The organism is Tritonibacter scottomollicae, assembly GCF_032924845.1.
Taxonomy (GTDB): domain Bacteria; phylum Pseudomonadota; class Alphaproteobacteria; order Rhodobacterales; family Rhodobacteraceae; genus Epibacterium; species Epibacterium scottomollicae.
This window is the reverse complement of the sequence record NZ_CP136704.1, coordinates 1,956,359-1,982,668: the sequence shown is the minus strand read 5'-3', so window position 1 is coordinate 1,982,668 and position 26,310 is coordinate 1,956,359. Positions and strand designations below refer to the sequence as shown.

Genomic DNA, 26,310 nt, shown 5'->3' with positions numbered 1-26,310 from the left:
GACGCACTTCACAGAGGACATGCGTTGTCCTTTGTATAACACTGAGCAAGAGGTCACTTGAAAACCGTGATCGCAACAACCAAATGGGCTGATGTTAAGTCCTTACACATTCGAAAGGGACAGATCTGATGGCAAATTATGCAAACCTGCCCGCCCCATCTCCCGAAGGTGGCTTGAACCGCTACATGCAGGAGATCCGGAAGTTCCCACTGCTGGAGCCGGAAGAAGAGTACATGCTGGCCAAGCGTTGGGTCGAAGAGCAGGATACTGAATCCGCGCATAAGATGGTGACGTCGCACCTGCGTCTGGCCGCGAAAATTGCCATGGGCTATCGCGGCTACGGTCTGCCGCAGGCCGAGGTGATCTCTGAGGCGAATGTAGGTCTGATGCAGGCAGTGAAGCGGTTTGATCCCGAAAAGGGCTTTCGTCTGGCGACCTATGCCATGTGGTGGATCCGGGCCTCGATTCAGGAGTATATCCTGCGGTCCTGGAGCCTGGTGAAGCTGGGCACCACGTCGGCGCAGAAGAAGCTCTTCTTCAACCTGCGCAAGGCCAAGGCTCGTATTGGTGCGCTTGAAGATGGCGATCTGCGCCCCGAGGTGGTCAAGAAAATTGCCACGGATCTTGGCGTGACCGAGACCGAGGTGATTTCGATGAACCGGCGCATGTCCGGTGGTGACGCCTCGCTGAACGCCATGGTGGGCAGCGATGGTGACAGCACCATGCAGTGGCAGGACTGGCTGGAGGACGAAAGCGCCGATCAGGCGGGCGACTACGAGGCCCGCGATGAACTGGAAGCGCGTCGGGAGCTGTTGGCCGAAGCCATGAGTGTTCTGAACGACCGTGAGAAGGACATCCTTTCGCAGCGCCGCCTGGCCGATCAGGCCAAGACGCTGGAAGAGCTGAGCGGCCAATATGACGTCAGCCGGGAGCGCATCCGCCAGATTGAGGTGCGTGCCTTTGAGAAGCTGCAGAAGAAGATGCGGGATCTGGCCGCAGGCAAGGGCATGTTGCAACAAGCCTGATCTGCTGCGTCCGCAAGATGTTTGTCACTGGCGCCTTTCTCCCTCGGCGTTGACAAATCAGGGGTCACCGAATGGTGGCCCCTTTGTCGTTTCTGCACAGCGCGCACCCGGCTTGGAGACATCGTGGGCGTGTGACGGTGACGTGACTGCGAGAGAGGGGGAGGTCTGATGCCATGGACGAGGCGTCTGTCTGCGCGAGGCGCAGGAGAGAATACATCCGCGCGTCGTCGGGCAGGGGGCGAAGCGTGGGGCAGAGGGCGAAGCTGGCTGGCGCGCTCCGGTGACGGCGCGGCGGGCGGGCAAAACAGCCCATGCAGTTCGGATGCTATCGTGGTGGATCGGGCGTGCTGCTGGGTTTGATATGCCGCGATGCGGCTGAAACCTAGCGTGGCTGGCATGTGATTTGCCTGGATGGCGCTGCGGATGCTGGCTGCGAAATGGCGGAGCGGGCGACAGCACGACACTACTATTGCTGGCTTGATGACGTGGGGAGCTGGCGTGGCTTGCGATCTGGCTGAGATCCATCTGGATCTTGGCTGGAGAGCTTGCTGCTGGCGGCCTGATCATCTGGCTTGCTGCAGTTGAGATTTTTCTAATGCGACTGTGATCCCGCGTCAATGAAAAAAACAAGTAAAATCAAATACTTGACTGATGTTGTCGGGTATTTATTCCGACTGTTGCGGTCAGGTTTCGCGCCTGCCAAGAAAAAACGCCCACCATCAATGGGGTGCGCGTTTTTAAGGGGGCGGAGCCTGGGTCAGAGATTGGGCCGGAGCCTGGGTCAGTCGAGGCGGGCGCGGATCACCCGGAGCATGTTCTCGCCTGCTACTTTGCGGATCTGCGACTCCGAGAGGCCTTCGTCGAGCATCGCCTGGGTTAGTGCCGCCAGTTCGGAGGTGTCGAAGGTGGTTTCGACAGAGCCGTCAAAGTCGGATCCGAGGGCCACGTGATTCGCGCCGACCACCTCGATCGCACCGCGGATCGCGCGGGCGATCCCGGCCGGGGAGGCATCACAGACCGCATCGGCCCAGTAGCCGATGCCAATGACGCCCCCTGTTGCGGCAATTTCCTGCATCAGCGCATCGGGGAGGTTCCGCTTCACCGGGCAGACCTTTTGAATGCCGCCGTGAGACAGAACGATGGGCACATCTGTCATCTCGATCACGTCGCGCACCACCTGCGGGCTGGAATGCGCCACGTCCAGGATCAACCCCTGCGCGACGGAGGCCGCGACGACATCACGCCCGAACTCGGTCAGGCCTTGATCGTTGCTGCCGTGGAGGGAGCCGCCAAGGGCGTTGTCAAAGAAGTGCTGCAGCCCGATGAGGCGGTAGCCCGCGTCCACCAGCCCCTGCAACTTGTCGATGTCACCTTCCAGCGGATGGGCCCCTTCGATGCCAAGCAGCCCGCCGACCACATCATCGCCCGCTGCTTTGAGCTCAAGCAGCGCGTCGAGGTCCGCCTCGGTGCGGATGATCCTGAGGCGCCCCTCGGACCGCTCCTGAAAGCGATGCAGTTTCTGCGCCTGATAGAGCGCACGTTCATAGAGCGACGACCAGGTGGGCAGTGGCCACAGCTGGCCGACCGCCAGCAGCGTGATGTTGTCCATCGCGTCGGTCTCATTGTGATCGTAGTTCTGACCGGCAGGGGATTTGGTGACCGCGGTAAAGACCTGCAGGGCGACGTTGCCCTCGATGAGGCGGGGAATATCCACATGTCCGCGGGTGCCACGCTCGGTCAGGTCGCGCTTCCACAGGAGCGGATCGGCGTGCAGATCGCCGATCGTCAGACTGTCGTGGAGCGCCTGAGCCGTGGCGCTGACGTCATAGGGGGCATGTTCGACGACGCGATTGCGGCTTTTCTCCACATAGGCAGGGGCAAAGAGCAGGAAGGCGACCACTGCGAGGCCGCAGAGTATCACGAGCCGCCGAAGCCATATTGCGAGTGTTGCCATTGTCCTGATCCTCCAGCTGCTTTTGCGCGCAGGCTAGGCGAGGACACTGACAACGCAAGAAGAAAGCGTGCGGGGGTGGAGGGTCGGCAAAATTTGCCCCGCCGTCACGTCAGAGCTAATGTGAGCGCAAACAGGATTCCCTGAACGAAGGAGAGAAGTCATGACAAACCCGGTCCGGTGGGGCGTCCTAGGGGCGGCCAAATTCGCGCGCGAACATATGGCGCCCGCCATTCATGCGGCAGAGGGGGCGGAACTGGCCGCGTTGGCAACCTCCAGCGCCGAAAAGGCGGTGCCGTTTCAGTCCTTTGCACCCGGTATCATGGTGCATGAGAGCTATGAGGCGCTGCTGGCGGACCCGTCGATCGATGCGGTCTATATCCCGCTGCCCAACCACCTGCATGTGGAATGGGCACTGAAGGCGATGCAGGCGGGCAAGCACGTGCTGGTCGAAAAACCCGCAACCTTGCAGGAGGCTGAATTCGATCAGTTGATCGCGGCGCGGGATGCCGCGGGCGTGCTGGCGGCAGAGGCTTATATGATCGTGCACCACCCGCAGTGGCAGCGGGTGCAGGAGTTGGTGCAATCGGGCGCGCTGGGGCAGCTCCGACATGTGTCGGGCAGGTTCTCCTTTGACAACCGGCAGGATGTGGACAACATCCGCAACCGCCCCGAAACCGGCGGTGGCGCGCTGCGCGACATTGGCGTCTATGTCTTTGGCTCGGCCCGGTTTGTGACCGGGGAGGAGCCGGTGGAGGTCAGCGCCCAGATCGAATGGGAGAATGGCGTCGATGTGTTGTCGAACGTGCAGGCGCGGTTCCCGGGGTTCCTCTACACCGCCTATGTCAGCACCCGGCTGCAGCCCTATCAGGAGATGCTGTTTCACGGCGACAAGGGCGTGCTGCGCCTCACGGCCCCCTTCAATCCACGCGTCTTCGGCGAGGCACGGTTGGAGCTGCACCAGACATCCCATGCGGCAGGGACCGGTCAGGTGATTGCGGAGCGGTTCCCGCTGGCGGATCACTACAAGCTGCAGGTGGAGGCTTTTGGTCGATCACTGCGCGAGGGCGTGCCCTATGCCTGCCCGCTGGAGTTCTCCCGTGGCACCCAGGCGATGATGGATCGGGTGTTCGAGGTCGCAACGGACCTCTGATCACGGAGGTCGAGGCGTCAGGGGGGCGCTCCCGCGCGTCCCCTCTGCATGGAACATGCAGATCGGCCGCTTGGGCCGGGCAGGCCGCGCCGGAGGCGCGGCCTGCCGCCGGGCGACGTGCGTCGCACGGCGCAACCCCTCGAAAGTGTCGATTTTGATATCAGGGTTGCCCGGCTGTGGTAGCCGGGTCTAGCATGGCTGCCACGACAACTGGGAGGCGTGGCGATGGCTGGCGGCTGGGCAAAGGATGGCGCGGTAAGCGAACAGATCGAGGCATCGATCTCGGACGAGCTGGCGCGTCTCAAGACGCGTCGTGCCCCGGTCGGCGAGAGCCTGACCCATTGCGCTGATTGCGAGGAGGAGATCCCCGAAGCCCGGCGGCGCGCCATACCCGGCGTGAAGCTCTGCATCGATTGTCAGCAGGAGCGAGATGGGTCGCAGCAGCTCCGGGGCGGCGTCAACCGGCGTGGCAGCAAGGACAGCCAGTTGAAGTGATCTCGGTGACGTGAGCTGAGGGGCCGCGGCTGGACGTGCCGCGCCTGATCAGGCGGGACGCAGCGGCAGCCGCATGACGTGTTGGGGGCCGGCAAGACCGCCGTCATGGATGTCGCCGGTGTCGACAAATCCGGCCTGCAAATAGCTGCGTACCGCAATCTGGTTGCGGATGTTCACGGTCAGCACCAGCGCCCGCGCGCCCGGGTAGAGGTGGCGCAGCGCATTCGGCAGCGCTGCCAATGTGGCGCGCCCGATGCCGCGCCCTTGATGGTGGTAGTCGATCATGAAGGCGCGCAGGCCGAGGTCGCCGTAATGGGCGAAGCCATAGGTTTGCGGATATTTCAGGTCGATCTTGAAAAACCCAACGGCTGCGCCTGCCGCGCGGATGGCGTAAAGGTCGATCCGGTCCTCCTGCGAGGCGAAGGCCATGTCGATGGTGCCACAATAGACGATCTGCTCCGGAGCCACCTCAATGTGGCGGACCAGATCATGGTCGGACTTTTCAAGTCGCTGAAATTCGATTCCGGGTCGCGTCGTCATGGTGCGGTAAAGATGCATAAAAAAGACCCGCCGTCACGATGCGGCGGGCCTTGAGGGATCAATTTTAGAGTGTTTTCAGCATCGCTGCCATCGAATGGCCTCTATGCGGAAAGCCTTACTCTTCCATGGCTTCCAGCTCGTCGATCAGCCCGGAGATCATCGACAGCCCCTTGTCCCAGAATTTGGGATTGGAGGCGTCCAGGCCAAAGGGCGCCAGAAGTTCCTTGTGGTGCTTGGAGCCGCCGGCTTTCAGCATATCGAAATACTTGTCCTCGAAGCCCTCGGCGCCCTCGGCGTAGACCGAGTAGAGCGCGTTCACCAGCCCGTCGCCGAAGGCATAGGCATAGACGTAGAAGGGCGAATGCACGAAATGCGGAATATAGGCCCAGAAGGTCTCGTATCCTTCCATGAAGTCAAACGCGTCGCCAAGGCTTTCGGCCTGAACGCTCATCCACAGGGCGTTGATATCCTCGGGCGTCAATTCGCCATCGGCGCGTGCAGCGTGCAGCTTGCATTCAAAGTCATAGAAGGCGATCTGGCGCACGACCGTGTTGATCATGTCCTCGACCTTGCCGGCGAGGAGCACCTTGCGCTCTTCCTTGGTCTTGGCCTTTTCCAGCATCTTGCGGAAGGTCAGCATCTCGCCAAACACCGACGCGGTTTCCGCCAGCGTCAGCGGTGTCGACGACAGCATTTCGCCCTGATCGGCGGCCAGAACCTGATGCACACCGTGGCCCAGCTCATGCGCCAGCGTCATCACGTCGCGCGGTTTGCCAAGATAGTTCAGCATCACATAGGGGTGCACATTGGTGACGGTGGGATGGGCAAAGGCGCCGGGGGCCTTGCCGGGCTTCACGCCCGCGTCGATCCAGCCCTTGTCGAAGAACGGCTCTGCCAACTCGCCCATGCGCGGATCAAAGGCGGCATAGGCCTCCATCACCGTGTCGCGGGCTTCGTCCCAGTCGACGATGCGGGTGGCCTCCATCGGCAGCGGCGCGTTGCGGTCCCAGACCTGCATACGATCCAGACCGAGCCATTTGCGCTTCAGCTCGTAATAGCGGTGGGAGAGCTTGGGGTAGGCGGCCACGACCGCTTCGCGCAGGGCCTCGACCACCTCGGGTTCGACATCGTTGGACAGGTGACGGCCCATCTGCGGGCTGGGCATGCCGCGCCAGCGGTCGATGATCTCTTTCTCTTTGGCCTGGGTGTTGTGGACACGGGCAAAGGTCTTGATGTTGTCGGCAAAGACGCGGGCCAATTCGCGGGAGGCGGCCTCGCGCTTGGCGCGGTCCTGCTCGGTCAGATGGTTGAGCGTCGCCTCGATGCCCAGCTCCTCGCCGTCGATCTCAAACGTGAGGCCGGCGATGGTCTCGTCGAAGAGTTTCTCCCAGGCGTCGCCGACGATGCCGAGGTCATGCATGAAGCGTTCCAGCTCGTCGGAGAGCTGATAGGGCTTCATGGCGCGGATACGGTCGAACACAGGCTTGTAGCGCGCCAGATCGGCATTGGCGGCAAACAGCGCGTCCAGCTTGCCGTCCTCGATGCGGTTGATCTCCAGCGTGAAGAACACCAGCGGGGTGGTGAAGACGGTCACCTTTTCCTGCACATCGGACAGGAACTTGGCGCGCCCCGCATCGGTGGTCAGCTGGTAGTAGCGCAGACCGGCGTAGGACATGATGCGCCCGGCGATATTGTTGATCTTCTCGTTGCGCAGCACGCAGGCCAGCAGGCCGTCGGCGTCCAGATCGGCCAGTTTGCCCTCATAGTCGGCGGCGAAGGAGGCGCATTCCCCTTGCAGCCAGTCGAGGTCGCGGCTGAGTTCGGGGGCCTCTTCGGAGGTGTAGAGATCGCTGAGATCCCATTCGGGCAGCTTGCCCAGGCCATCAGCGCCGGAAGAGGCATTGGCATCGCGCACGGGGAAGGGGAGTTGGAACATGGGACCTCCGTCTGGTGTCTGGCAGGGGTAGGCATGCCCGCGAGGATGCGCGGCAGGGGCCCGAGCCTGAAAATCGGTTCCCGAAACACTTAGGTCTCTGTATCGGCAGGCACAAGCGCCGAGCGGAAGATGCCTGCTGAAACCACCGAACAGAGGGGTTTCGTTTCGGGCAAGGCCCGAAACGACCCGCGCCGCGCGTGCCCTGATCGGGCGCGCGCGGCGCGGGGGTGGCGAAGTCAACGTCGCAGCACCAACTTCCCCTATTGGAAACGGATCAGCGGTGCGCGCGGAAATGTGCGGCGATGGCGTCAAAGACGCGGGTCCGGGTGTCCGGTCGCTCCATCAGGATTTCGTGTTGGGCATCTGCGACCACATCCAGTTTGCCGCCGGGCCAGCGCGCCATGCGGTCATGCACGGCGTCGGTGGAGACGATCTGCTCGCTGTCGCCCAGGAAGGTGATGCAGGGCACATTGGGCGAGGCCTCCGCCCGAAGCGCCGCGCATTCCACCATAGCCTGTCCGAGCCACTGGACGGTCGGGCCGCCGAGAACAAGATCCGGCTGTTTTTCCATCTGCATCTGCAGGAAGGCGTACATCTCGGGGTCATTGGTCAGACTGTTGCCCTCGAACGGTGTGACTTGCACATATTGTTCGATGGTGGTGGTGGGCACCAAGCTCTCGCTCAGCCCCAGTCGAGCGCCAAAGCGGCTCAGGATCCGGGCCAGCGGACGCAGGGCAAAGGGAATGCGGATGCCCCACATCGGCGCGGTGAAGACACAGGCCGAAACGGGCAGACCCTGATGCAGGGCGCGCAGGCCGATGGCGCCGCCCATGGAGTGGCCAATCATGTACCAGGGCTTTGGCAGATCGAGGGCCGTGGCATGAGCAAGCAGCGCGGCGACGTCCTCGTGGAAATCGGAAAAGCGGTCGACATGGCCCAGACGACGGTCCGCAAGGGCGCGATCCGCCAAGCCCTGACCGCGCCAGTCCACCGCGATCACGGCAAAACCGCGTGCGGTCATCTCGGTCGCAAAGGGGCCGTATTTTTCGATGTATTCGGTGCGCCCCGGGAACATGAGAATGGTTCCCGCAGCGTCCGATTGGGGCCGCCAATGGCCTGCGCGGATCCGCAGGCCATCACGTGTGGTCAGCCAATGGGCTGCGCCATCGTCGGGACCGCGCGCGATCTCGGCGAAGTATGGCGCGGGTGAGGTCTCTGCCATCGGCTGATCTTTCATGGCGGTCAGGACAGCGCTTGTGCCAGCTGCATCGCCACGCCCATGTCGCCGTCGATGGTCAGCTTGCCCCCCATGAAGGCGGCCGTCGGGTTCAGCTCACCGGAGAGGATTTCCTGAAAGGTCTCCGCATCGGCCGTCATGGTCACCTCGGCGTCGTCATCGGAGACGCGGGCGCCATTGGCATCCAGAATGATCGAGCCCATGTCGGTGATCTCGAACTTGGCAGTGCTGTCAAAGCCGCCGTCCATCTTTTCGTTCAGCGTCGCGGCTGCCTGTTCCAGAGTGTCGCTCATGTCGTCTTTCCTAAATCGGGTTCTGCGCCTCTGCACAAAACTGTGAAACTGATGGTCGGGGCACTGGTATTTGCACCCTGGACCGTTACCTTTCAAAGTATGGGCAGAACTTGCGCGAATCTCAAAGCTATCGTGGCGGCAATCTCGTTGTCCGTCATCCCCTCTCTATCATCTGTTGTCGCCGCACAGACAGCGGCGCCGGTGAACCTGTCGTCCTTGGGCGAAGATGCGCTGCTGGAACGGCTGCGGGATGCCGATCCCAATGATGCTGCCGCGCTGGAGCGCGAACTGCAGGCCGTCTGGAGCAGCAGCGGTTCGCCCTCGATGGATCTGTTGCTGCGCCGGGGGCGGGACGCGATGGAGCGGCAGGACTGGGCGGCGGCGATCGAGCATCTGACCGCGCTGACCGACCATGCGCCGCAGTTCGCCGAGGGCTGGTCGGAGCGCGCCCGGGCCTTCTTTAACGCAGAGCGCTACGGGCCGGCGGTTGCGGATCTGGAACAGGCGTTGGCCTTGAACCCGAATGATTACAACGCCATCTTTGCGCTTGGGCAGGTGTTTGAGTTCTTTGGCGATGCCAAGCGCGCCTATGCTGCCTATGAGCGCGCCAAGGCTATACATCCCAATCACGAGGAAGTAACCAAGGCGATGGATCGACTGTCCGTCGAAGTGGAGGGGCGGGCTCTGTGATGAGCGCGCTCTGAGCAGTGATCCCTGAATTTGATCCCCTGATGCCGGCGGTTGCCGGAGGACAGGGCGCGTGGAGTTTGATGCAATGACAGCTGCATCCCGGGTCATGGCCGTCCTTGGCCCGACCAATACAGGCAAGACCCACTACGCGATTGATCGCATGCTAGGCTATCGGACCGGGATCATGGGCTTCCCGCTGCGCCTACTGGCACGCGAGGTCTATGACAAGATCGTAGGCTTGCGCGGTCCCTCGGTGGTTGCGCTGGTCACCGGCGAAGAGCGGATCGTGCCGCCGCGCGCGAAATACTGGATCTGTACCGTTGAGGCGATGCCCGAGGGCATGGGCTGTGATTTCCTTGCCATCGACGAAATCCAGCTCTGTGCCGATCCGGAACGCGGCCATGTGTTCACCAACCGGCTACTGCACGCACGCGGCACGACGGAGACGCTGTTCCTGGGCGCGGATACCATGCGCGGGCCGATTTCTGCGCTGGTGCCGGGGGTGGAGTTCGTGCGGCGCGAGCGGTTGTCGGAACTGGTCTATGCGGGCTCCAAGAAAATCAGCCGGATGCCGCCGCGCACCGCCATCGTCGGCTTCAGCGTCGACAACGTCTATGCCATTGCCGAACTGCTGCGCCGTCAGAAGGGAGGTGCGGCGGTGGTGATGGGGGCGCTCAGCCCGCGCACCCGCAATGCGCAGGTCGAGCTCTACCAGAACGGCGAAGTGGACTACCTCGTGGCCACCGATGCGATCGGCATGGGGCTGAACCTCGATGTGGATCACGTGGCCTTTGCCTCTACCTCGAAATTCGATGGCCGCCGCATGCGGGAGCTCGCACCGAATGAGCTGGCACAGATCGCCGGTCGCGCGGGGCGCGGCATGAGCCATGGCAGCTTTGGTGTCACCGGCGATGCCCGACCTCTGGATGAGGGCGTGGCCGAGGCGATCATGGAGCATCGCTTCACGCCGCTGAAGAAGCTCAACTGGCGGTCGGCGGACCTGCGGTTTGGCTCCATCGACGCGCTGATTGCCTCGCTCGAATCAAGCCCCGACCATGAGGTGCTGCTGAAGGCCCGCGAGGCCGATGACCTGATGGTGCTGAAGAGTTTTGCGCAAGATGCGACAATCCGCGACAGGGTGCGCGAGGCTCCGGCGGTACGTCTGTTGTGGGATGTGTGCCGGATTCCCGACTTCCGCGGCATTAGCCATGCAGAGCATTCTTCTTTGCTTAGCGGCATTTTCGGCTATCTTCAGGATGGCGGTGTGGTGCCGGATGACTGGTTTGCCCGTCAAATTCGTCGGATTGACCGTACGGAAGGCGATATTGACACATTGTCGAAACGCTTGGCGTTTATCCGCACATGGACGTATGTGGCACAGCGAAAGGGCTGGCTGCGTGACGAAAGTCATTGGCGGGAGGAAACCCGCACTGTAGAAGACAGGTTGTCCGACGCCCTGCATATGCGTCTGACGCAACGATTTGTGGACCGGCGCACATCTGTTTTGATGCGCCGGCTCAAACAGAAGGAGGCCCTTTTGGCCGAAGTAAATGACCAGGGTGAAGTGACCGTCGAAGGCGAATTCGTCGGTAAACTCGAAGGCTTCCGGTTCTCGCCGGATAAGACCGCACAAGGAGCGGAGGCAAAGGCGCTGAAATCAGCGTCGGTGCAGGCGCTCGCGCCGCAGTATCATCTGCGTGCGGACCGGTTCTACAACGCACCCGATACCGAAATTGATTACACCGATCAGGGCGGCCTGATGTGGGGTGAACACGCTGTCGGCAAATTGGTGGCCGGCGCAGATGCGCTGTCCCCGCAGATCGAGGTTTTTGTCGATGATGCCGCGGGCCCGGATGTGGCCCAGAAGGTTGAACGCCGCCTGCAGCATTTCATCTCGCGCAAGATCCAGGCTCTGTTCGAGCCGCTGATCAACCTGCAGAAGGATGAGGCCCTGTCGGGTCTGGCCCGTGGCTTTGCCTTCCGCATGGTGGAATCGCTGGGCATTCTGCCGCGCGCTGGCGTGGCGCAGGAGGTGAAGGATCTGGACCAGGACGCCCGTGGTGCATTGCGCAAGCATGGCATCCGGTTTGGCCAGTTCACCATCTTCATGCCGCTGCTGCTGAAACCGGCGCCGACCCGTCTGCGTCTGCTGTTGTGGTCGCTGGCCAATGGCTTGCAGGAATTCCCCGAAGCGCCGCCTCCGGGTCTGGTGACGGTTCCGTCGATGCCGGAAGCGCCCGAAGGCTACGATACCATGGCAGGCTATCGTGCTGCCGGGCAGCGCATGATCCGGATCGACATGCTGGAACGTCTCGCAGATCTGCTGCGGGCCGAGGACAGCCGGGGTGGCTTTGAAGCCAAGCCCGACATGCTGTCGATCACTGGCATGACGCTGGAGCAATTCTCCGATCTGATGCAGGGCCTTGGCTACCGCGCAGAGAAGGGCGAACGCACCAAGGTCAAGGCGGTCGATGCCGTGGTGACCGAAGGCGGGACACCTGCGGCGGATCAGCCGGTAATGGATGCGGCCGCCGAAGCGGAAGCCACACCAGCCGCAGCACCTGTCGACGCAGATGCAGCTGAAACGGCTGCGGATGTGCCAGCCGGTACCGAAGAGATTGCGGATGAAGGCGTGGCGCCCGTCGCGGCAGAGCCTTCCGATGCTGATGTTGCGGAACCGATCGCGGAGACGGCAGATGCCGAAACCCCGGTGGGTGAGGCTGCTGATGCTGCGATCGACGAGCCCGAGATCGAGGTGTTCTACACCTTCACCTGGGGCCGTACTCCGCGTCAGGGCGGCAATCAGCGCGGTCAGCGTCGCGGCGAAGGTCGTGGTCAGAAAGCTGACGGCGCAGGCCGTGGCAATGCGCGCGGTGGTGGCAAGCCACAGGGCAAGCCCGGTGGCAAGAAAGGCGGCCGTCCGGACCGTGGTGGTGACAAGGGGGCCAAGACCTATTCCTCCCGTCCTCCGCGCAAGGAAAAGCAAATCGACCCCGACAACCCCTTTGCCGCAGCGCTGATGGGGCTGAAACAGGACGACTGATTGCGTCATGAGTGATCACGCGGGCAAGATCCGGATCGACAAGTGGCTGTGGCATGCGCGGTTTTACAAAACCCGCTCGCTGGCAGCCAAACAGGTCGGGGCGGGTCATGTCCGCGTGAATGGCGCAAAGGTTTCAAAGCCTTCTCAGAACGTCTCCGTTGGGGACGTTCTGACTTTTCCGCAAGGGTATCTGGTGCGCGTTGTACGCATCGCCGCCCTGTCGGAGCGACGTGGCCCGGCCTCTGAGGCGCAGACACTTTACCTTGATATGACCGAGCCGCAGGACAAACCGCCTGCCAATCCCAAATTTGAGGGAAAAGGTCGCCCGGATAAGAAGCAGCGCAGGGCGCTTGGTCTTACTCGTGTCTGGGACGATCATTGACGGCTTGAAGCCTGCGCGCTTGTGGATTAGCTAAACGTCCAGACACTGGAACGGGATCCAAGCCAAAATGACCTACGTCGTTACGGACAATTGTATTGCCTGCAAGTACACCGATTGCGTCGAGGTATGCCCGGTTGACTGTTTCTACGAGGGTGAGAACACGTTGGTGATCCATCCCGATGAATGCATCGACTGTGGTGTATGCGAGCCAGAGTGCCCCGCCGACGCGATCCGTCCGGACACCGAGCCGGATATGGACAAATGGGTGGAATTCAACCGCAAGTACTCCGAGCTCTGGCCGGTCATTGTCTCCAAGAAGGACCCGCTGCCGGGTCATGAGGAGAAAGACGGCGAAGAGGGCAAGCTGGAGAAATACTTCTCCGAAGCGCCCGGCGAAGGCGGCTGAGACAGCACTGTTTCGGGTCATTTCTCGCGAAATAGGCGTTAAAGATTGACCCATACGTCATATTGACGTGCCCTGCCGCTTTCGGAGGGCGCGTTTTTGTGCTATATTTAACGGATGTAACGAAATACGTAGAATATCGCCCGCCGTGATGATCACATGATTCGTGTGTCTCTTGGTGGGCTGTCTGCGCCAATTCGATGCCCAGCGGCCCATGTTCCATGTGCCGCGCAGGTGAGTCGTGGCGTGGGCCAAGTCGGCATGGTTGCCGTGTCATCGCGAGGAAAGACCTGTATGACCAAATCGAAGAAGCTCGAGTTCCGCCCTAACGATTATATTGTCTATCCGGCCCATGGGGTTGGTCAGATTATGTCGATCGAGGAGCAGGAAGTGGCCGGCTACAAGCTGGAGCTATTCGTGATCACCTTTGAGAAAGACAAGATGACCCTGCGGGTTCCGACCCACAAGGCAGTCGACATTGGCATGCGCTCGCTGTCCTCTCCGGACGTGATCGCGCAGGCGATGAAGACGCTGAAGGGCAAGGCCAAGGTCAAGCGGGCCATGTGGTCGCGCCGGGCGCAGGAATACGAACAGAAGATCAACTCTGGCGATCTGATCTCGATCGCCGAAGTGGTCCGCGATCTGCACCGGACCGACGATCAGCGCGAGCAGAGCTATTCCGAGCGTCAGCTTTATGAAGCGGCGCTGGAACGTATGACGCGCGAAGTTGCTGCGGTCTCCGGTGGCGATGAAATCGCAGCTGCCAAACAAGTGGATGAGGTTCTGACCTCGCGCGCGGCAGCCTGATTTCTTCAGTTCTGTGAACACAAAGGGCCGTCCCGGTGGGGCGGTCTTTTTTTGTGGTGCATGCGCCGGATAGTGATCTGCCCGGTCAGAGCAGCGCCAAGAGCGCAAGCCCGGCAGCGATTTCGCAGAGCTGCTGTGTGGCGCCGAGGATATCGCCGGTTTGACCGCCGATCTTCGCCCTGGCAAGGGCACGCAGGCCGAGCACCACTGGCACCAGCAACAGGCCAACAGCCACCGCAGTCACGCCGATGCAGAAAATGCCCAGACCCAGTGCAAGGACAACGCCGGCGACCACATGCGCGCGGTTCGGGCGGCCAACGCTGTGCGACAGGCCGGTGTCCCGCGCATGGGGCAGGCTGGCCATCATCACCGGCATCGCGGCGCGGCTGAGGACGGCCATGACCACCAGCGTCCAGATCATGCCAGCGCTCAGCAGGGCGGTCAGCGTCACCCAGCGCAGCCCGCAGCCCAGACCCAGCGCCAGCACCCCATAGGTGCCTATGTGGCTGTCTTTCATGATCTCAAGGCGTCTTGCCCGGTCAAAGCCACCCCAAAGCCCGTCCGCCGTATCCGCCAGCCCGTCTTCATGCATGGCGCCGGTGATCAGCACCTGCACTGCCAGTGCGAGACCGGCGGCGATGGCAGGCGACCACCATCCCAGCGCCAGCTGTGCGGTCGCAAGCGCCAGAAGTCCGACGATCAGCCCCGCCAGCGGGAAGGCCCAGACCGCATGGGCCTGGCGGCCAAAGCGGCTTTTATGCAAATGCGGCAGGGGCAGGCGGGTCAGCAGCACCAGCGCAAGCAGTATATCCATTGCCTTGAAGTCGTTTTTTCGCATGGTGATGCCTCTGGCAGGTCTTCTCGGCGCGCGGCGCGGGGGGTAAACAGGTCAGACACCGCTTTACCTGCGCGGTGCGGTCCGACGCAACGAGGCTTTTCATGCTGCCAGAATTTAACTCACTCTCCGCCTTTCGCGCGGCGCTTTCCAAGGCGCCTGTCGCCGATGCAACCGCGCGTGCAGGCTGCGAAGCCCGCAATGGTCAACTGACCAAACCACCGGGCGCATTGGGACAGCTCGAAGATGTCGCGATCTGGTACGGCAGCTGGCGCGGTACCGACAAGCCGGACATCTCGGCGCCACAGGTGATTGTTTTTGCGGGCAATCACGGCGTGACCGCACGGGGGGTTTCAGCCTTCCCGGCAGAGGTTACGGTGCAGATGGTTGCCAATTTCAAAGCTGGCGGGGCGGCGATCAACCAGCTTGCGAAACTCGCAGGCGCGCGCATGGATGTGCATGCGCTGGATCTTGATCGCCCGACGAGCGATTTCACCGCAGCTCCTGCAATGACCGAAACGGAGTTCCTTTCGGCGCTACAAACCGGCTGGGCGGCGGTGGATCCGGCCTGTGACGTGCTGGTGGTCGGTGAGATGGGGATCGGCAACACCACCTCTGCCGCGGCCATCTGCCATGCGCTCTATGGGGGAGAGGCCGCCGACTGGACCGGTCGTGGGACAGGAGTGGATGATGCCGGGCTTGCGCTGAAGGCGCAGGTGGTTGCTGAGGGCGTGGCGCTTCACCAATCCGCAGACGGGCTGGATATTCTGCGCTGCCTGGGCGGTCGTGAAGTTGCCGCAATGGCGGGTGCGATCGCGGCGGCCCGCATGCTGCGCATTCCGGTGATCTTGGATGGGTTCATCTGTTGTGCGGCGGCGGCCTGTCTGGCGCGCGTGGCCGATGGGGCGCTGGATCACACCATCGCCGGCCATCAAAGCGCCGAGGGCGCCCATGCGGCCCTGCTGCAAAATCTCGGCAAGGCACCGCTGCTGTCGCTTGGGCTGCGCCTGGGAGAAGGCTCCGGTGCGGCACTGGCGATACAGGTGCTAAAGGGCGCAGTGGCCTGCCACACCGGCATGGCAACCTTTGCCGAGGCAGGCGTCTCCGACGGCTGAGGGCCGCACATCCGGGCAGCGCGGTTCAGCCTGAGAAGGTCATCGTGACCGTTCGACGTGTTCCTCCGCGAGGGACAGGAGCGCGGTTTCCAGATCTTTCTCCAGTTCCTTTGCGCGCTTGATGTAGGCGGGGTTTTCGCTGGCAGGGGTGCCGGGGATCCAGTGCCCCGCCAGCTCCCGGACAGTGTGCCGGTCATGTGCGTAGAAGGTCTGCTCTGCCTGTGCGGCCTCGTACTCGCTGAGGCCGATGTTCTCCAGAACATAGCGACCTGCGCGCAGCGAACTATCGAACATCTCGCGCACGATATCGTTGGCGCCCGCCTTGTAGAGTTCAAACACGTGGTTGCGATCATAGGCGCGGGCCACGATGTGAATATGCGGGTAGTTGCGCCGGGCATCGGCGACAAGCTTGGTGGCATTGTCCTGATCGTCCAGGGCAACCACCAGAACCTTTGCCTTGGCAATCCCGGCGGCCTTCAGCAGTTCCGGGCGGGTGGGGTCGCCAAGGAAACTCTTGACCCCGAAGCGGCGCATCAGCTGCACGGCCTGCATGTCACTGTCCAGAAGAACAGTCTTGAAGCCGCTGGCATTCACCAGGCGGTGCACAATCTGGCCGAAGCGACCAATCCCGGCGATGATGACGGTGCCTTCCTCATCGATCTCATCAGGCGTGTGTTCCACATGTGCGTCCTTCATCCGGTTGGAGAGGATCTCGTAGAGGATGAACAGAAGCGGCGTGATCAGCATCGACAGCGCGATCACCAGCAACAATTTCTCGGATAGGTCCGGCGTCACCACGTTCAGTTGCAGTGAGAACGCCAGCAGGACAAAGCCGAATTCGCCTGCCTGTGCCAATCCGAGCGTGAAGAGCCAGTGATTGCGCCCTTTCAGGCCAAACGCCTTGCCGACGAAGTACAGCACAGTGCCTTTGGTCAGGATCACCAGAAGCGCCAGGCCGATCACGTCACCCGGTTCGGCCAGAAACAGGCGGTAGTTGATGCCCGCGCCGACGGTGATGAAGAACAGCCCCAACAGCAGGCCTTTGAACGGCTCAAGGTCACTTTCCAGTTCATGTCGAAATTCGCTGTTGGCCAGAACCACACCGGCGAGAAACGCACCAAGCGCCGGGGAGAGGCCGACCAGTGTCATCAAAAAGGAAATCCCGACCACGATCAGAAGCGCCAGCGCCGTGTACATCTCGCGCAGGTTGGAGGCATGGATGAAGCGAAACACCGGCCGGGTCAGATAGACGCCAGCGAGGATGACAAAGGCGACCGCCCCGATCGTCATCAGGGTCACCGCCCAGCCTGGCATGCCCTCGACCAGTGACAGGGAGTGATGTGCGGCATCTGCCGCACCATCGCCGCGCTGGATCGAGCCATCATGCGACAGAGATGTCAGTGGTGCTGTGGCGAGCAGAGGCAGGAGTGCGAGAATCGGGATCACCGCGATGTCCTGTGTCAGCAGAACGGAGAATGTCGCCCGACCGCCGCCGGTTCTGGTCAAACCTTTCTCGGACAGGGTTTGCAGCACGATCGCGGTGGAGGACAGCGACAGCGCGAGGCCTACGGCAAGTCCGACCTGCCAAGTGTGCCCAAATGCGATGGCCGCCCCGGCCAGCAGACCCGTCGAGGCAAAGATCTGGAGACCTCCAAGCCCGATCAGATGGTGTCGCATCGCCCAGAGCGCGCGCGGCTCAAGCTCCAGACCGATCAGGAACAGCATCATCACAACGCCGAATTCGGCAAAGTGCTGCAAGTCCTCCGCTTCGGATCCAACAAGTCCGAGGATGGGGCCAATGATGATGCCGGCTGCGAGATAACCGAGAACCGATCCCAGGCCGAGGCGCGCGGCGATCGGTACGGCAATCACGGCGGCGGCGAGATAAATTGACGCTTGAGAGAGAAAACTGTCCATAAGATAATATTGCCAGATTTTGGAGACTTGGCATAGAGATAGGCGCGTTTCGTCGGTTCTTATCTCCCCGTGCGACAAAAAGAAATCAGCGTGGCTGATGTGCAGCATGTTGCAAGGCTGGATGGGGCGCCCGCGCGTCAATGCAATCTGCCCCCGAAGCGGCAGGCTCCGGGGGCAGATGTGTCAACCTAAATCGGCGGAGGTTATTGCGCTTCGATCGAGCGGATTTCCTCGCCAAGCTTGGCTATATGTTCCAGCCGCTCCGAGATGCGTTCCTGAAAGGCCCCCAACTGGTCGATGATATCCGAGAGTGTTTCGCCGGAGGAGGGAAGGCGAGCGCTCTCGATCTTGCACAGCACACGGGTCGAGCTGAGGCCGAGGAAATGACGGTGCATGACCTGACAGGCGTTGATGATACGGTCTGCCTCGATATCCACCTCGGCCATACCCGACTGGGCAAAACTCGATTGCTGCTCTGCAAGGTCGGTGAGCAACCGGCGCTCAGTGTCCATTTCGGTGTCGCCGAGGTTGCGCCGCTCGATTTTCAACTGGGCGTCGCATTCCGTCAGTATGCGCGTCAAACCAGCGATGAAGAGGCTGGAGTTCACGGAGTGTTTAACGGTGGCGAAGTTGGTATTCTCGCCCATCACGTTGCGCTCGAACCAGTCTGACATTTCCCGCGACATTGCACCGTAGTTCTGGGAGAGAACGGTCACCGGCCCGCCCGACGGTTCGATGCGCGAGGCAATGACGCGCAGGTTATGCGGGATCGTGTGCATCGCCTCGAAGTCTTTTACGAGGCCGTGTGTCTCATCCAGCAGCTTCTCTGCATTGCGCAGCATATCGCGCAGATCGGAAATCTGCTGGTCAGGTTTGCGGCCCAGCCCCTCGTCACGGGCGATGAGTTCTTCGGCCAGCGCGTGGGATGCAAAGTGCTGATAGTCGTCAAACCCCCTCGAATGGACCCAGTCGAGCATGATTTGCATGCTTTCGGTAGGGGACAGCCCGCCCTCGGTCTCAGCTTTGACCATCTTGGCGTAGAGTGCCTGAATATCGCTGAACAATTTGCTGGAGGGCTTGATCCGAGCGGAGAGATAGCCACCTTCACAGGGAACAACAGCCGCAAACACCCAATAATGCAGGCCGTCCTTCGCCTTGTTCTTTACATATGCACCGATGGTATTGCCGGATTTCAGCGTGTCCCAGAAGATCTGAAACAGGCCTTTGGGTGTGTCCGCGTGGCGAATGATCTTGTGTGGCGCGCCCAGGACCTCGTCCCATTCGTAGTGAGATACGCGCTGAAACACGTAGTTGCAGGCTTGGATAACACCACGCTCATCGGTCCTGGAGAAGAACACTTCATCCAACTCGAAGGGAGCTGCTCCGCTTTTTGGGCGGGTTTCAATGCGACGGTCGACAAAAGACACGAGGGCGATTCCATCTAATGATCAATTTGGACCCACCATAGCCCGCCAGAAGTTCACGTATTCTTAAACTGGTAGCGGGCTGTCTCCCTTTAACTGTGCCATTACGATTTGGCTGTGCACGCGTCCGACAGCGGGATGTGGCAAAACAATCTCGTGCAGCAAGGTATTGAGCTCCTGCAGATCGTGACAATAGACGCGCAGCAGGTAATCCGCCTCGCCGGTCATGGTCCAGGCTGAGGTGATCTCGGGGCGACCGGCCACCAGGCGGGCAAAGCTGGCAGCATTGTCCGGCCCATGGCTGTGCAGGTGAACCTGCACGAAACACTGCACCGCTAGACCGAGTTTTCCGGGGTCGAGGCGGGCCACATAGCTCTGGATATAGCCCTCGGTCTCCAGGCGTTGCCGCCGCCGCCCCGCCTGGCTGGAGGAGAGGTGCAGAGCTTCGCCAAGCTCTTGCGCGGTGGCCTGGGCGTCCTTTTGCAAATGTGCGAGCAATTTAATGTCGATGGCGTCAAGCATGCGTGAATTCCCCGAATGTCTGCTTCATGGTGCGCGATTTGCGCGAAATGTAAAAGGGTTCACTGCGAGATTGCGCAAAATATGCACCTCAGATGCGGTAATATGAGGCCAACGTAGCAAGCAACGCAGGAGATACGCATGGGACCCTTCCCCCACGACGCGCCGAAGTCCGTGATCAGCGACGAGAACCCCGCCGGCACCGACGGGTTCGAGTTTGTCGAGTTTGCCAGCCCCAACCCGGAGGAACTGCGCGAGCTGTTCACCAAAATGGGCTATGAGCTGGTCGGCCGCCACAAGACCAAACCGGGTATCGAGCTTTGGCAGCAGGGCGATATCACCTATATCCTGAACGCCGAAAAAGGCTCCTTTGCAGAGAAGTTCGTCGAGCTGCACGGCCCCTGCGCACCGGCCATGGGCTGGCGTGTGGTGGATGCGCAGAAGGCCTTTGACCATGCGGTTGCCAAGGGTGCGGAGCCTTATGAGGGCGCCGACAAGACCATGGATGTGCCCGCGATCAAGGGCATCGGCGGCTCGCTGATCTACTTCATCGACCAGTATTACGAGACCTCGCCTTACAACGAGGAATTCGAGTGGCTGAAGCAGTCCAAGCCGCGCGGCGTGGGGTTCTACTACCTCGATCACCTGACCCACAACGTGTTCAAAGGCAACATGGACAAGTGGTTCAACTTTTACGGTGATCTGTTCAACTTCAAGGAAATCCGCTTTTTCGACATCCAGGGCAAGTTCACCGGCCTCTTCAGCCGCGCGCTGACCTCGCCCTGTGGCCGCATCCGCATCCCGATCAACGAGGACCGCGGCGAGACCGGCCAGATCGTAGCCTATCTGAAGAAGTACAACGGCGAGGGCATCCAGCACATCGCCGTGGGCGCGCGCGACATCTATGATGCGACGGACGAGATTTCCGAGCGCGGCATCCAGTTCATGCCGGCCCCGCCAGAGACCTATTACGCCATGAGCCAGGACCGGGTGAAAGGCCATGAAGAGCCGCTCAACCGGATGCAGAAACACGGTATCCTGATCGACGGCGAAGGTGTGGTGGACGGCGGCGAAACCCGCATCCTGCTGCAGATCTTCTCCAAGACCGTGATCGGGCCGATCTTCTTTGAGTTCATCCAGCGCAAGGGCGATGACGGCTTTGGCGAGGGCAACTTCAAGGCGCTGTTCGAGTCGATCGAGCAAGAGCAGATCAACAATGGCGAAATCGAAGCCGCAGAATAATCTGCCGGGTTGGTCCCTTAGGCGACCCACCCACAGGTAAACAAGAAAGCCGGGCAAGATGCCCGGCTTTTTTATGCAGTTCAGACTGTTGTCTCTTCCGGCCCGTTGCCCGCGACGTGCCAGAAAGACGAGATCTGGTTTAGCTGTTGGGCAGGTTGAGCGTCCTGTTGCGGCCGCCTTTCTGATATTGCAGCTGGCTGTCGCCGATTGCCACGATCCGCCCACCATCAATCCGGTCGCCGACCTTGACCTTCACGTAGCGTCCCGACGGCAACCGGACCAGCGCGCGGCGGGCCGAGGGTTTGCCATAGACCCCGATCAGATTCACGCGCCGCAGGTTGAGCGCGCGTTGCACGGTGGCCTGTCGTGCCACGGAGGCAGAGGAGGGGATGGAGGGCGTAACCACCGCGGCAGGGGCCGAGACTGCGGCTGTCTGTTGCTGCTGCTGACGCCGCTTTGCGCGATCCACGAGGTTGGCGAAGTTCGCAGGGCGTGCCCGGGGTTGCGGTGCGCGCGCAACGGCCAAGGCTGTGGCGGGTTGGCTTTCCTGTTCCTCGGTTTTCAGCGAGGCGGGCCGGGTTGGTGGGCGCTTGGACAGAAGCTCGGCACGTACAACGCCGCCGTGTTGCGCGCGTTCGGCCTGCTCCACCAGGTCATTTGGCCGTGTCCGGGGGCGCAGCTTTTGCAGCAGCGCAATGCGTGCGGTCGTGTCTGCCGCTTCCTGCTCTCGTGCAGAGGGGCGGTCCGGTGTCGCGGGCGGTGTGATCTCGGGGCGGCCGGAAAACACCATGATGCCGTCTGGATTCAACGTGCCCTCGGGCGTGGCTTCGACCAGCCCGCGCGCGTCGAGGTCAAAGGCGCGACCGGCTTCGGTCGGATTGGACACGGCGCCAAACGGGGTGTCGGTGTTGAGTGCGGTTCGTGCGGGCAGGGCGATGGCGTCCTGGGACAGTTCGGTATTGTCGATCGAGGCGACATACATGCTGTCGAGATCAATCAGCGGCGGCAATTCCGCGATATCCGGCACGCGTTGCCAAATCCCGGTGGCTGCATATTGCGCCGCTGCCTCAAGATCGGCGACCGTACCGTCCAACCCTTCGCCCGCATCAGCGGCGTCATCTGGCACCACACCATCTGCAAGCGCTTCGGGGTCGATACCGGCCCCTTCATTGCTCAGGTCGTCTTGTGATGTCTCCTGCGCCTGGTCGCCCTCGTCGCCAGTGCCGGAGATGTCGCGTGGCGCGGGCAGGGAGGCAATGACAAGGTCCTGGCCGTCAATTGGCGCGACCTCATCGACCACGGGCGTTCCGAGGGCTTCAAGAACGGCGGCGTCGGTGACGGTCAAACCATCAGGATCGGCCTGCGGTGCCGCGACCTGACCGGTGTCGAAGTCCGCAGGCCGGGAGGTGTCATCGGACGGCAGGAATGGCGCATCGCTGGCGGACAGGCCCGGTGCGACAAGGCCTGCGGCCCGTTCGGAATCCTCGGCGGTGGCAAGTACCGGCGTGGCGACCGGGTCCTCGGTCTGGACCAGGTCCGCACGTTTGAGATCGGACCAGAGCTCGGGCAGCTCTTGAACCAAGGCCCAGGCGCCGATCGCCGAGACGGTGGCCAGGGTGACCGCGACCAGACCGATGCGACCCGAGCGGGAGCGCAGAGATCGCGCCTGCGGCATCTGGCTGATGTCGTTCTGGGGCGGCGACACGGGTCTGGCGGCAGCGGGCGCCGTATCCGCCGCAGGTCTGGGCGGCGCGGAGGTCGTATGCGCCAGAACCGGTGTCGGCATGGACAGGTTCGGGGCGGGCGGAACGGAGGCGGTCGGCGACGATTCGGAGGCGTCTCGTTGCGGCCCGGTGGTCAGCGGTGCCTTTGAGCGGAGGTCTGCGCTTGCCGTCTCGGCGGTCTCCGGCCTCAGCACGACAGCTGCGGTTGGGCCTTCGGTTGGCGCGCGGCGCTGTGCGCTCAGCGGTGCTGTTTCGCCACGCGCACGGCGTGAGCTGAAACTCAGCGCCGCTGCGGCGTCTTGATCCTGCGCATCCTGGTTTTCGTCAGGATGGGGCGACGAGAGGTCGTCCGGTGTGTTTGGGGGGCTGTCCAGCTCAGTGGCCTCCGCGCCGCTGCTCTGCGTCGGCTCTGCGGAGGGCGGTGCCGCAGGCAGAATGATGGGGCCGCCGGAATGCGGGGCAAGCGCGTCTTTGTCTTTGCCCATCGCGTCCACTTCGGGGGTTTTGAACAGGTCTGCCTGCGCATCTGTCTTGGCCTTACCGGCCTTGGCCGCGGGTTGATCGTCTTCAACAGTTGCGTCTGCGGTATCGGTGGTCTGCGTGTCCGCGGAGTGGGCCACATCCGCGCTGCCTACTGAGAGCTCCGAGGCTGGCGCTGCGCTGATGGAGGCCGCGTCGCTGTGCTCGAGGCTCAGGGGGCCAATCTCGACCACCGCGATCTCATCCGGCTCAATCTCCAGCCCGCGCGCGGCGCGGGGGGTGCCAAAGAAAGGTTCGCCCAAGAACACATGGCCTTCCGGTGCGGCAACGAAACTTACGGGGTCAAACCCATGTGCGAGCGCAAAGCTCTCGGCTTCCTCGAGGGTTTCGATCGCCACGGCCGCCACATGAGTATCGGCACCATCCGGGCTGATATCAAAGGCGAGTTCTGACACGCTGTAGGGCGTTGCGCCTTCAAGCGCCTTGCGTGCCGACGTGATCCGCGCGTCGTTCGACCGCTCACCTGTCTGGATGGTCAGGTAGCGGATCTGCGCATCGGGCAGGATCAGCTTGCAGTGCAGGGACTTGCTGGGCAGGGCAGCGGTGGCCTTCGCACGCAGGGCCGCCAGGGCGGCGGGCATGTCTGGCGTGTCGGTCGGAATTTCGCCGACACGTTGCCATCCGCCCGCGCCACGCACCAGCAGCGCGATGCCGTCGAAAGAAAGAGAGAGCGCAAACTCTGGTTTCATCAGGTCATCAGTGTCTTTTGTCTGCGTGCCTCGCCCCTCAGGGAACCGTTGCATCCCGAAAGTCGAGCGCCATGAAAGACGGCCAACCAACCCGGGACGCCCGTGCCGGGGCGCCGTTATTGTTGCGCAAACCATAGAGCAGTAACCCGCCGAGGGGAAGCAAAAGCACGAAAGCTCCCCTTGCGCGCGGGGATCTGCCACTCCCATGTAGACCTCAGATCGACACTAGCGGAGGATCCCAGATGTTGAACCAGAAAACCATGGCCCTGATGTTGGCAGGCGCTGTTGCGTTTGCCCCCCTGTCCCTGAGCGCGGAAGAGCTGCGCCAGTTGCATGTGACAGGCGAAGCGAGCATGGATGTTGCGCCGGATCAGGCCGTGATTACCCTTGGCGTGCGTGAACAGGCCGAAGAGGCCGGTGCCGCGATGGAGCAGGTCTCCGTTCGGATGAATGAGGTCATGACCAGCCTGGGCAACAGCGGTATCGCGGGCGAGGACATGCAGACACAGCACGTGTCGATGCATCCCGTCTGGAGCCAAGTCCGCCGCGACGGGCAGGACGAACGCAGCATCACCGGCTTTGAGGCCTCCAATATGCTGACGGTGACCCTGCATGACATTGATGGCATCGGTGGGGTGCTGGATGATGTGCTGCGCGCGGGCGCGAATGAGTTCCGCGGGCTGTCGTTCTCCTACAGCGAGCGGGACACCGCGCAGGATCTTCTGCGTACGCAGGCGGTTGAAAATGCGTTTCACAAGGCGCGCCAGCTGGCCGAGGCCTCAGGCATGGCGCTGGGACCGGTGCGCGAGATCCGCGATGGTGGATCTGCGGGCGGTGCGCCGATGATGGCGATGGAAATGGCGCGCTCTTCCGATATGCCGATCTCTGCCGGCACCGTGAGTTTGGAGCACAACGTCTCCGTCACATTTGACATCATGGAGCCGTCTGGCCCCAACTGATTTTGCGCCTAATGCGCTGTTAAAAAATGGAAAAAGGCCGGGATTTCCCGGCCTTTTGCAGTTTTTTCGTCAAAGCGGTCTGGGCGCTGTGACGTTTTAGCCGGAGGCTTTCGCAAGCGCTTGGTCCAGATCCCGGATCAGGTCGTCGGCGTCTTCGATCCCGATGGAAATCCGCACCACATTGGGACCGGCACCGGCCGCCTCCTGCTGTTCAGCTGTCAGCTGGCGGTGGGTGGTCGAGGCCGAGTGGATCACCAGCGAGCGGGTATCGCCGAGGTTGGCCACATGGGAGAAGATCTCGAGGCTGTCCACCAATTTGATGCAGGCATCATAGCCGCCCTTCAGTGCCACGGTGAACAGGCCGCCGGTGCCCTTGGGGTAGCAGCGTTTTGCGCGCTCGGCATAGGGCGAGGAGGGCAGGCCCGCATAGGTCACGTGATCCACGCGCGGGTCGTTTTCGAGCCAAGCTGCCACCTTCTCGGCGTTTTCCACATGGCGCTGCATACGCAGGGACAGGGTTTCGATCCCCATCAACGTGTAATGCGCCGCCTGGGGGTTCATGGTCATGCCCAGATCGCGCAGCCCGATGGCGATGCCATGGAAGGTGAAGGCAAGGTTGCCGAAGGTCTCGTGGAACTTCAGCCCGTGATAGGCGGGTTCGGGCGCCGACAAGGCCGGGAACTTGTCCGAGGCCGACCAGTCGAACGTGCCGGAATCAACGATGCAGCCGCCGGTGACGGTGCCGTTGCCGGTGAGGTATTTGGTGGTGGAATGCACCACCAGCGTCGCGCCATGCTTGATCGGCTGGCAGAGGTAAGGCGTGGCGGAGGTATTGTCGACGATCAGCGGCAGACCAGCGGCGTCACTGACATCGGCCACCGCGCGAATATCGGTGACATAGCCGCCGGGGTTGGCCACGGATTCGCAGAACACCGCGCGGGTGTCATCGTCGATGGCATCGCGCACGGCGTCGAGATCGTCGAAGTCGACGAATTTTGCCGACCAGCCGAAGCGTTTGATGGTCTGGCTGAACTGGGTGACGGTGCCGCCATAAAGCCGGGTGGAGGCCACCACGTTCTTGCCCGGGCTCATCAGGGCAAACAGGGCCATGATCTGGGCCGCATGACCGGAGGAGCAGCAGACCGCGCCGACACCGCCCTCAAGCGTGGCCAGCCGTTCCTGCAGCACCGCGACGGTGGGGTTGGTGAGGCGGGAGTAGATGTAACCCACTTCCTGCAGGTTGAAGAGCGCGGCCGCGTGATCGGCGTCCCGGAACACATAAGAGGTGGTCTGGTAGATCGGGGTCTGGCGGGCACCGGTGGCCGGGTCGGGGCGGGCGCCTGCGTGAATTTGCAGCGTGTCAAAGCCGTAGGTGGGGCTGTCGGACATCT

At 62.1% G+C, this 26,310-nt stretch carries 22 protein-coding genes; 11 read left to right on the top strand and 11 right to left on the bottom strand.

Annotated features, from left to right (window positions below):
* Positions 1-128 precede the first annotated feature (128 nt).
* Positions 129-1,025, top strand: coding sequence for an RNA polymerase sigma factor RpoH (gene rpoH, locus R1T40_RS10100; protein WP_106162258.1), 897 nt, complete (start codon positions 129-131; stop codon positions 1,023-1,025).
* 781 nt (positions 1,026-1,806) lie between these two features.
* Here rpoH and R1T40_RS10095 read toward each other — a convergent pair.
* Positions 1,807-2,979, bottom strand: coding sequence for a dipeptidase (locus R1T40_RS10095; protein WP_317386829.1), 1,173 nt, complete (start codon positions 2,977-2,979; stop codon positions 1,807-1,809).
* Positions 2,980-3,139: 160 nt separating this feature from the next.
* Between R1T40_RS10095 and R1T40_RS10090 the strand changes: the two genes are divergently transcribed.
* Positions 3,140-4,129 (top strand): Gfo/Idh/MocA family protein, encoded by a 990-nt coding sequence (locus tag R1T40_RS10090; protein ID WP_317386828.1) that lies wholly within the window; start codon positions 3,140-3,142, stop codon positions 4,127-4,129.
* A gap of 225 nt (positions 4,130-4,354) precedes the next feature.
* Positions 4,355-4,624 carry a DksA/TraR family C4-type zinc finger protein gene (locus tag R1T40_RS10085; protein WP_317386827.1) on the top strand — a complete coding sequence of 90 codons (270 nt, stop codon included), beginning with the start codon at positions 4,355-4,357 and terminating at the stop codon, positions 4,622-4,624.
* A gap of 48 nt (positions 4,625-4,672) precedes the next feature.
* Here the strand turns inward: R1T40_RS10085 and R1T40_RS10080 are convergent, their stop codons facing one another.
* From R1T40_RS10080 to R1T40_RS10065, 4 genes are all read right to left on the bottom strand, one after another.
* Positions 4,673-5,182, bottom strand: coding sequence for a GNAT family N-acetyltransferase (locus R1T40_RS10080; protein ID WP_317386826.1), 510 nt, complete (start codon positions 5,180-5,182; stop codon positions 4,673-4,675).
* A 97-nt stretch (positions 5,183-5,279) separates the two neighbouring features.
* Positions 5,280-7,100 (bottom strand): M3 family oligoendopeptidase, encoded by a 1,821-nt coding sequence (locus R1T40_RS10075; protein ID WP_317386825.1) that lies wholly within the window; start codon positions 7,098-7,100, stop codon positions 5,280-5,282.
* Between the two features lie 274 nt (positions 7,101-7,374).
* Positions 7,375-8,322 carry an alpha/beta hydrolase gene (locus R1T40_RS10070; protein WP_317386824.1) on the bottom strand — a complete coding sequence of 316 codons (948 nt, stop codon included), beginning with the start codon at positions 8,320-8,322 and terminating at the stop codon, positions 7,375-7,377.
* Positions 8,323-8,342: 20 nt separating this feature from the next.
* The gene (locus R1T40_RS10065; protein WP_106162265.1) at positions 8,343-8,630 is read right to left on the bottom strand and encodes an SCP2 sterol-binding domain-containing protein; all 288 of its coding nucleotides are present in this window, start codon (positions 8,628-8,630) and stop codon (positions 8,343-8,345) included.
* 99 nt (positions 8,631-8,729) lie between these two features.
* On the opposite strand from R1T40_RS10065, the gene R1T40_RS10060 reads away from it, so the two are divergent.
* The 5 genes from R1T40_RS10060 to R1T40_RS10040 all read left to right on the top strand — a co-directional run bounded on the left by R1T40_RS10060 (position 8,730) and on the right by R1T40_RS10040 (position 13,955).
* Positions 8,730-9,320 (top strand): tetratricopeptide repeat protein, encoded by a 591-nt coding sequence (locus R1T40_RS10060; RefSeq protein WP_207796872.1) that lies wholly within the window; start codon positions 8,730-8,732, stop codon positions 9,318-9,320.
* A gap of 85 nt (positions 9,321-9,405) precedes the next feature.
* Entirely contained in the window at positions 9,406-12,363 is a 2,958-nt protein-coding gene (locus R1T40_RS10055) for a helicase-related protein (protein ID WP_317386823.1), read from the top strand.
* A 7-nt stretch (positions 12,364-12,370) separates the two neighbouring features.
* Positions 12,371-12,745, top strand: a complete 375-nt coding sequence (locus tag R1T40_RS10050; protein ID WP_106162266.1) for an RNA-binding S4 domain-containing protein — start codon at positions 12,371-12,373, stop codon at positions 12,743-12,745.
* Between the two features lie 67 nt (positions 12,746-12,812).
* The gene (fdxA, locus tag R1T40_RS10045) at positions 12,813-13,151 is read left to right on the top strand and encodes a ferredoxin FdxA (RefSeq protein WP_106162267.1); all 339 of its coding nucleotides are present in this window, start codon (positions 12,813-12,815) and stop codon (positions 13,149-13,151) included.
* A gap of 291 nt (positions 13,152-13,442) precedes the next feature.
* A complete protein-coding gene (locus tag R1T40_RS10040; protein WP_106162268.1) occupies positions 13,443-13,955 on the top strand; it encodes a CarD family transcriptional regulator in 513 nt (170 codons plus the stop codon).
* An 85-nt stretch (positions 13,956-14,040) separates the two neighbouring features.
* Here the strand turns inward: R1T40_RS10040 and cobS are convergent, their stop codons facing one another.
* On the bottom strand, positions 14,041-14,793 hold the full coding sequence (gene cobS / locus R1T40_RS10035) for an adenosylcobinamide-GDP ribazoletransferase (protein ID WP_317386822.1): 753 nt from the start codon (positions 14,791-14,793) through the stop codon (positions 14,041-14,043).
* 101 nt (positions 14,794-14,894) lie between these two features.
* Between cobS and cobT the strand changes: the two genes are divergently transcribed.
* On the top strand, positions 14,895-15,905 hold the full coding sequence (gene cobT, locus R1T40_RS10030; RefSeq protein WP_317386821.1) for a nicotinate-nucleotide--dimethylbenzimidazole phosphoribosyltransferase: 1,011 nt from the start codon (positions 14,895-14,897) through the stop codon (positions 15,903-15,905).
* A gap of 39 nt (positions 15,906-15,944) precedes the next feature.
* On the opposite strand, the gene R1T40_RS10025 is transcribed toward cobT, so the two are convergent.
* The 3 genes from R1T40_RS10025 to R1T40_RS10015 all read right to left on the bottom strand — a co-directional run bounded on the left by R1T40_RS10025 (position 15,945) and on the right by R1T40_RS10015 (position 19,768).
* On the bottom strand, positions 15,945-17,822 hold the full coding sequence (locus tag R1T40_RS10025) for a monovalent cation:proton antiporter-2 (CPA2) family protein (RefSeq protein ID WP_317386820.1): 1,878 nt from the start codon (positions 17,820-17,822) through the stop codon (positions 15,945-15,947).
* A 203-nt stretch (positions 17,823-18,025) separates the two neighbouring features.
* The gene (locus tag R1T40_RS10020) at positions 18,026-19,249 is read right to left on the bottom strand and encodes a chemotaxis protein (protein ID WP_317386819.1); all 1,224 of its coding nucleotides are present in this window, start codon (positions 19,247-19,249) and stop codon (positions 18,026-18,028) included.
* A gap of 63 nt (positions 19,250-19,312) precedes the next feature.
* Positions 19,313-19,768: an Lrp/AsnC family transcriptional regulator gene (locus R1T40_RS10015; protein WP_317386818.1), complete on the bottom strand. Its 456-nt coding sequence runs from the start codon at positions 19,766-19,768 to the stop codon at positions 19,313-19,315.
* A gap of 138 nt (positions 19,769-19,906) precedes the next feature.
* Here R1T40_RS10015 and hppD point away from each other — a divergent pair, with 138 nt between their 5' ends.
* Positions 19,907-21,007 carry a 4-hydroxyphenylpyruvate dioxygenase gene (hppD, locus tag R1T40_RS10010; protein WP_106162274.1) on the top strand — a complete coding sequence of 367 codons (1,101 nt, stop codon included), beginning with the start codon at positions 19,907-19,909 and terminating at the stop codon, positions 21,005-21,007.
* Positions 21,008-21,146: 139 nt separating this feature from the next.
* Here the strand turns inward: hppD and R1T40_RS10005 are convergent, their stop codons facing one another.
* Positions 21,147-23,960, bottom strand: coding sequence for a hypothetical protein (locus R1T40_RS10005; protein WP_317386817.1), 2,814 nt, complete (start codon positions 23,958-23,960; stop codon positions 21,147-21,149).
* A 242-nt stretch (positions 23,961-24,202) separates the two neighbouring features.
* Here R1T40_RS10005 and R1T40_RS10000 point away from each other — a divergent pair, with 242 nt between their 5' ends.
* Positions 24,203-24,919 carry an SIMPL domain-containing protein gene (locus R1T40_RS10000; RefSeq protein WP_317386816.1) on the top strand — a complete coding sequence of 239 codons (717 nt, stop codon included), beginning with the start codon at positions 24,203-24,205 and terminating at the stop codon, positions 24,917-24,919.
* A 96-nt stretch (positions 24,920-25,015) separates the two neighbouring features.
* Here the strand turns inward: R1T40_RS10000 and R1T40_RS09995 are convergent, their stop codons facing one another.
* Entirely contained in the window at positions 25,016-26,308 is a 1,293-nt protein-coding gene (locus R1T40_RS09995) for an O-acetylhomoserine aminocarboxypropyltransferase/cysteine synthase family protein (RefSeq protein ID WP_317386815.1), read from the bottom strand.
* Between the last annotated feature and the right edge of the window lie 2 nt (positions 26,309-26,310).

Excerpts from the sequence above, each read along its gene's own strand:
- R1T40_RS10000 (WP_317386816.1), top strand. The coding sequence starts at position 24,203 with ATGTTGAACCAGAAAACCATGGCCCTGATGTTGGCAGGCGCTGTTGCG.
- R1T40_RS10060 (WP_207796872.1), top strand. The coding sequence starts at position 8,730 with ATGGGCAGAACTTGCGCGAATCTCAAAGCTATCGTGGCGGCAATCTCG.
- R1T40_RS10070 (WP_317386824.1), bottom strand. The coding sequence starts at position 8,322 with ATGGCAGAGACCTCACCCGCGCCATACTTCGCCGAGATCGCGCGCGGT.
- cobT (WP_317386821.1), top strand. The coding sequence starts at position 14,895 with ATGCTGCCAGAATTTAACTCACTCTCCGCCTTTCGCGCGGCGCTTTCC.
- R1T40_RS10090 (WP_317386828.1), top strand. The coding sequence starts at position 3,140 with ATGACAAACCCGGTCCGGTGGGGCGTCCTAGGGGCGGCCAAATTCGCG.
- R1T40_RS10085 (WP_317386827.1), top strand. The coding sequence starts at position 4,355 with ATGGCTGGCGGCTGGGCAAAGGATGGCGCGGTAAGCGAACAGATCGAG.
- fdxA (WP_106162267.1), top strand. The coding sequence starts at position 12,813 with ATGACCTACGTCGTTACGGACAATTGTATTGCCTGCAAGTACACCGAT.
- R1T40_RS09995 (WP_317386815.1), bottom strand. The coding sequence starts at position 26,308 with ATGTCCGACAGCCCCACCTACGGCTTTGACACGCTGCAAATTCACGCA.
- R1T40_RS10095 (WP_317386829.1), bottom strand. The coding sequence starts at position 2,979 with ATGGCAACACTCGCAATATGGCTTCGGCGGCTCGTGATACTCTGCGGC.
- hppD (WP_106162274.1), top strand. The coding sequence starts at position 19,907 with ATGGGACCCTTCCCCCACGACGCGCCGAAGTCCGTGATCAGCGACGAG.
- rpoH (WP_106162258.1), top strand. The coding sequence starts at position 129 with ATGGCAAATTATGCAAACCTGCCCGCCCCATCTCCCGAAGGTGGCTTG.
- R1T40_RS10065 (WP_106162265.1), bottom strand. The coding sequence starts at position 8,630 with ATGAGCGACACTCTGGAACAGGCAGCCGCGACGCTGAACGAAAAGATG.
- R1T40_RS10050 (WP_106162266.1), top strand. The coding sequence starts at position 12,371 with ATGAGTGATCACGCGGGCAAGATCCGGATCGACAAGTGGCTGTGGCAT.
- R1T40_RS10005 (WP_317386817.1), bottom strand. The coding sequence starts at position 23,960 with ATGAAACCAGAGTTTGCGCTCTCTCTTTCTTTCGACGGCATCGCGCTG.
- R1T40_RS10040 (WP_106162268.1), top strand. The coding sequence starts at position 13,443 with ATGACCAAATCGAAGAAGCTCGAGTTCCGCCCTAACGATTATATTGTC.
- R1T40_RS10080 (WP_317386826.1), bottom strand. The coding sequence starts at position 5,182 with ATGCATCTTTACCGCACCATGACGACGCGACCCGGAATCGAATTTCAG.
- R1T40_RS10025 (WP_317386820.1), bottom strand. The coding sequence starts at position 17,822 with ATGGACAGTTTTCTCTCTCAAGCGTCAATTTATCTCGCCGCCGCCGTG.
- R1T40_RS10055 (WP_317386823.1), top strand. The coding sequence starts at position 9,406 with ATGACAGCTGCATCCCGGGTCATGGCCGTCCTTGGCCCGACCAATACA.
- R1T40_RS10075 (WP_317386825.1), bottom strand. The coding sequence starts at position 7,100 with ATGTTCCAACTCCCCTTCCCCGTGCGCGATGCCAATGCCTCTTCCGGC.
- cobS (WP_317386822.1), bottom strand. The coding sequence starts at position 14,793 with ATGCGAAAAAACGACTTCAAGGCAATGGATATACTGCTTGCGCTGGTG.
- R1T40_RS10015 (WP_317386818.1), bottom strand. The coding sequence starts at position 19,768 with ATGCTTGACGCCATCGACATTAAATTGCTCGCACATTTGCAAAAGGAC.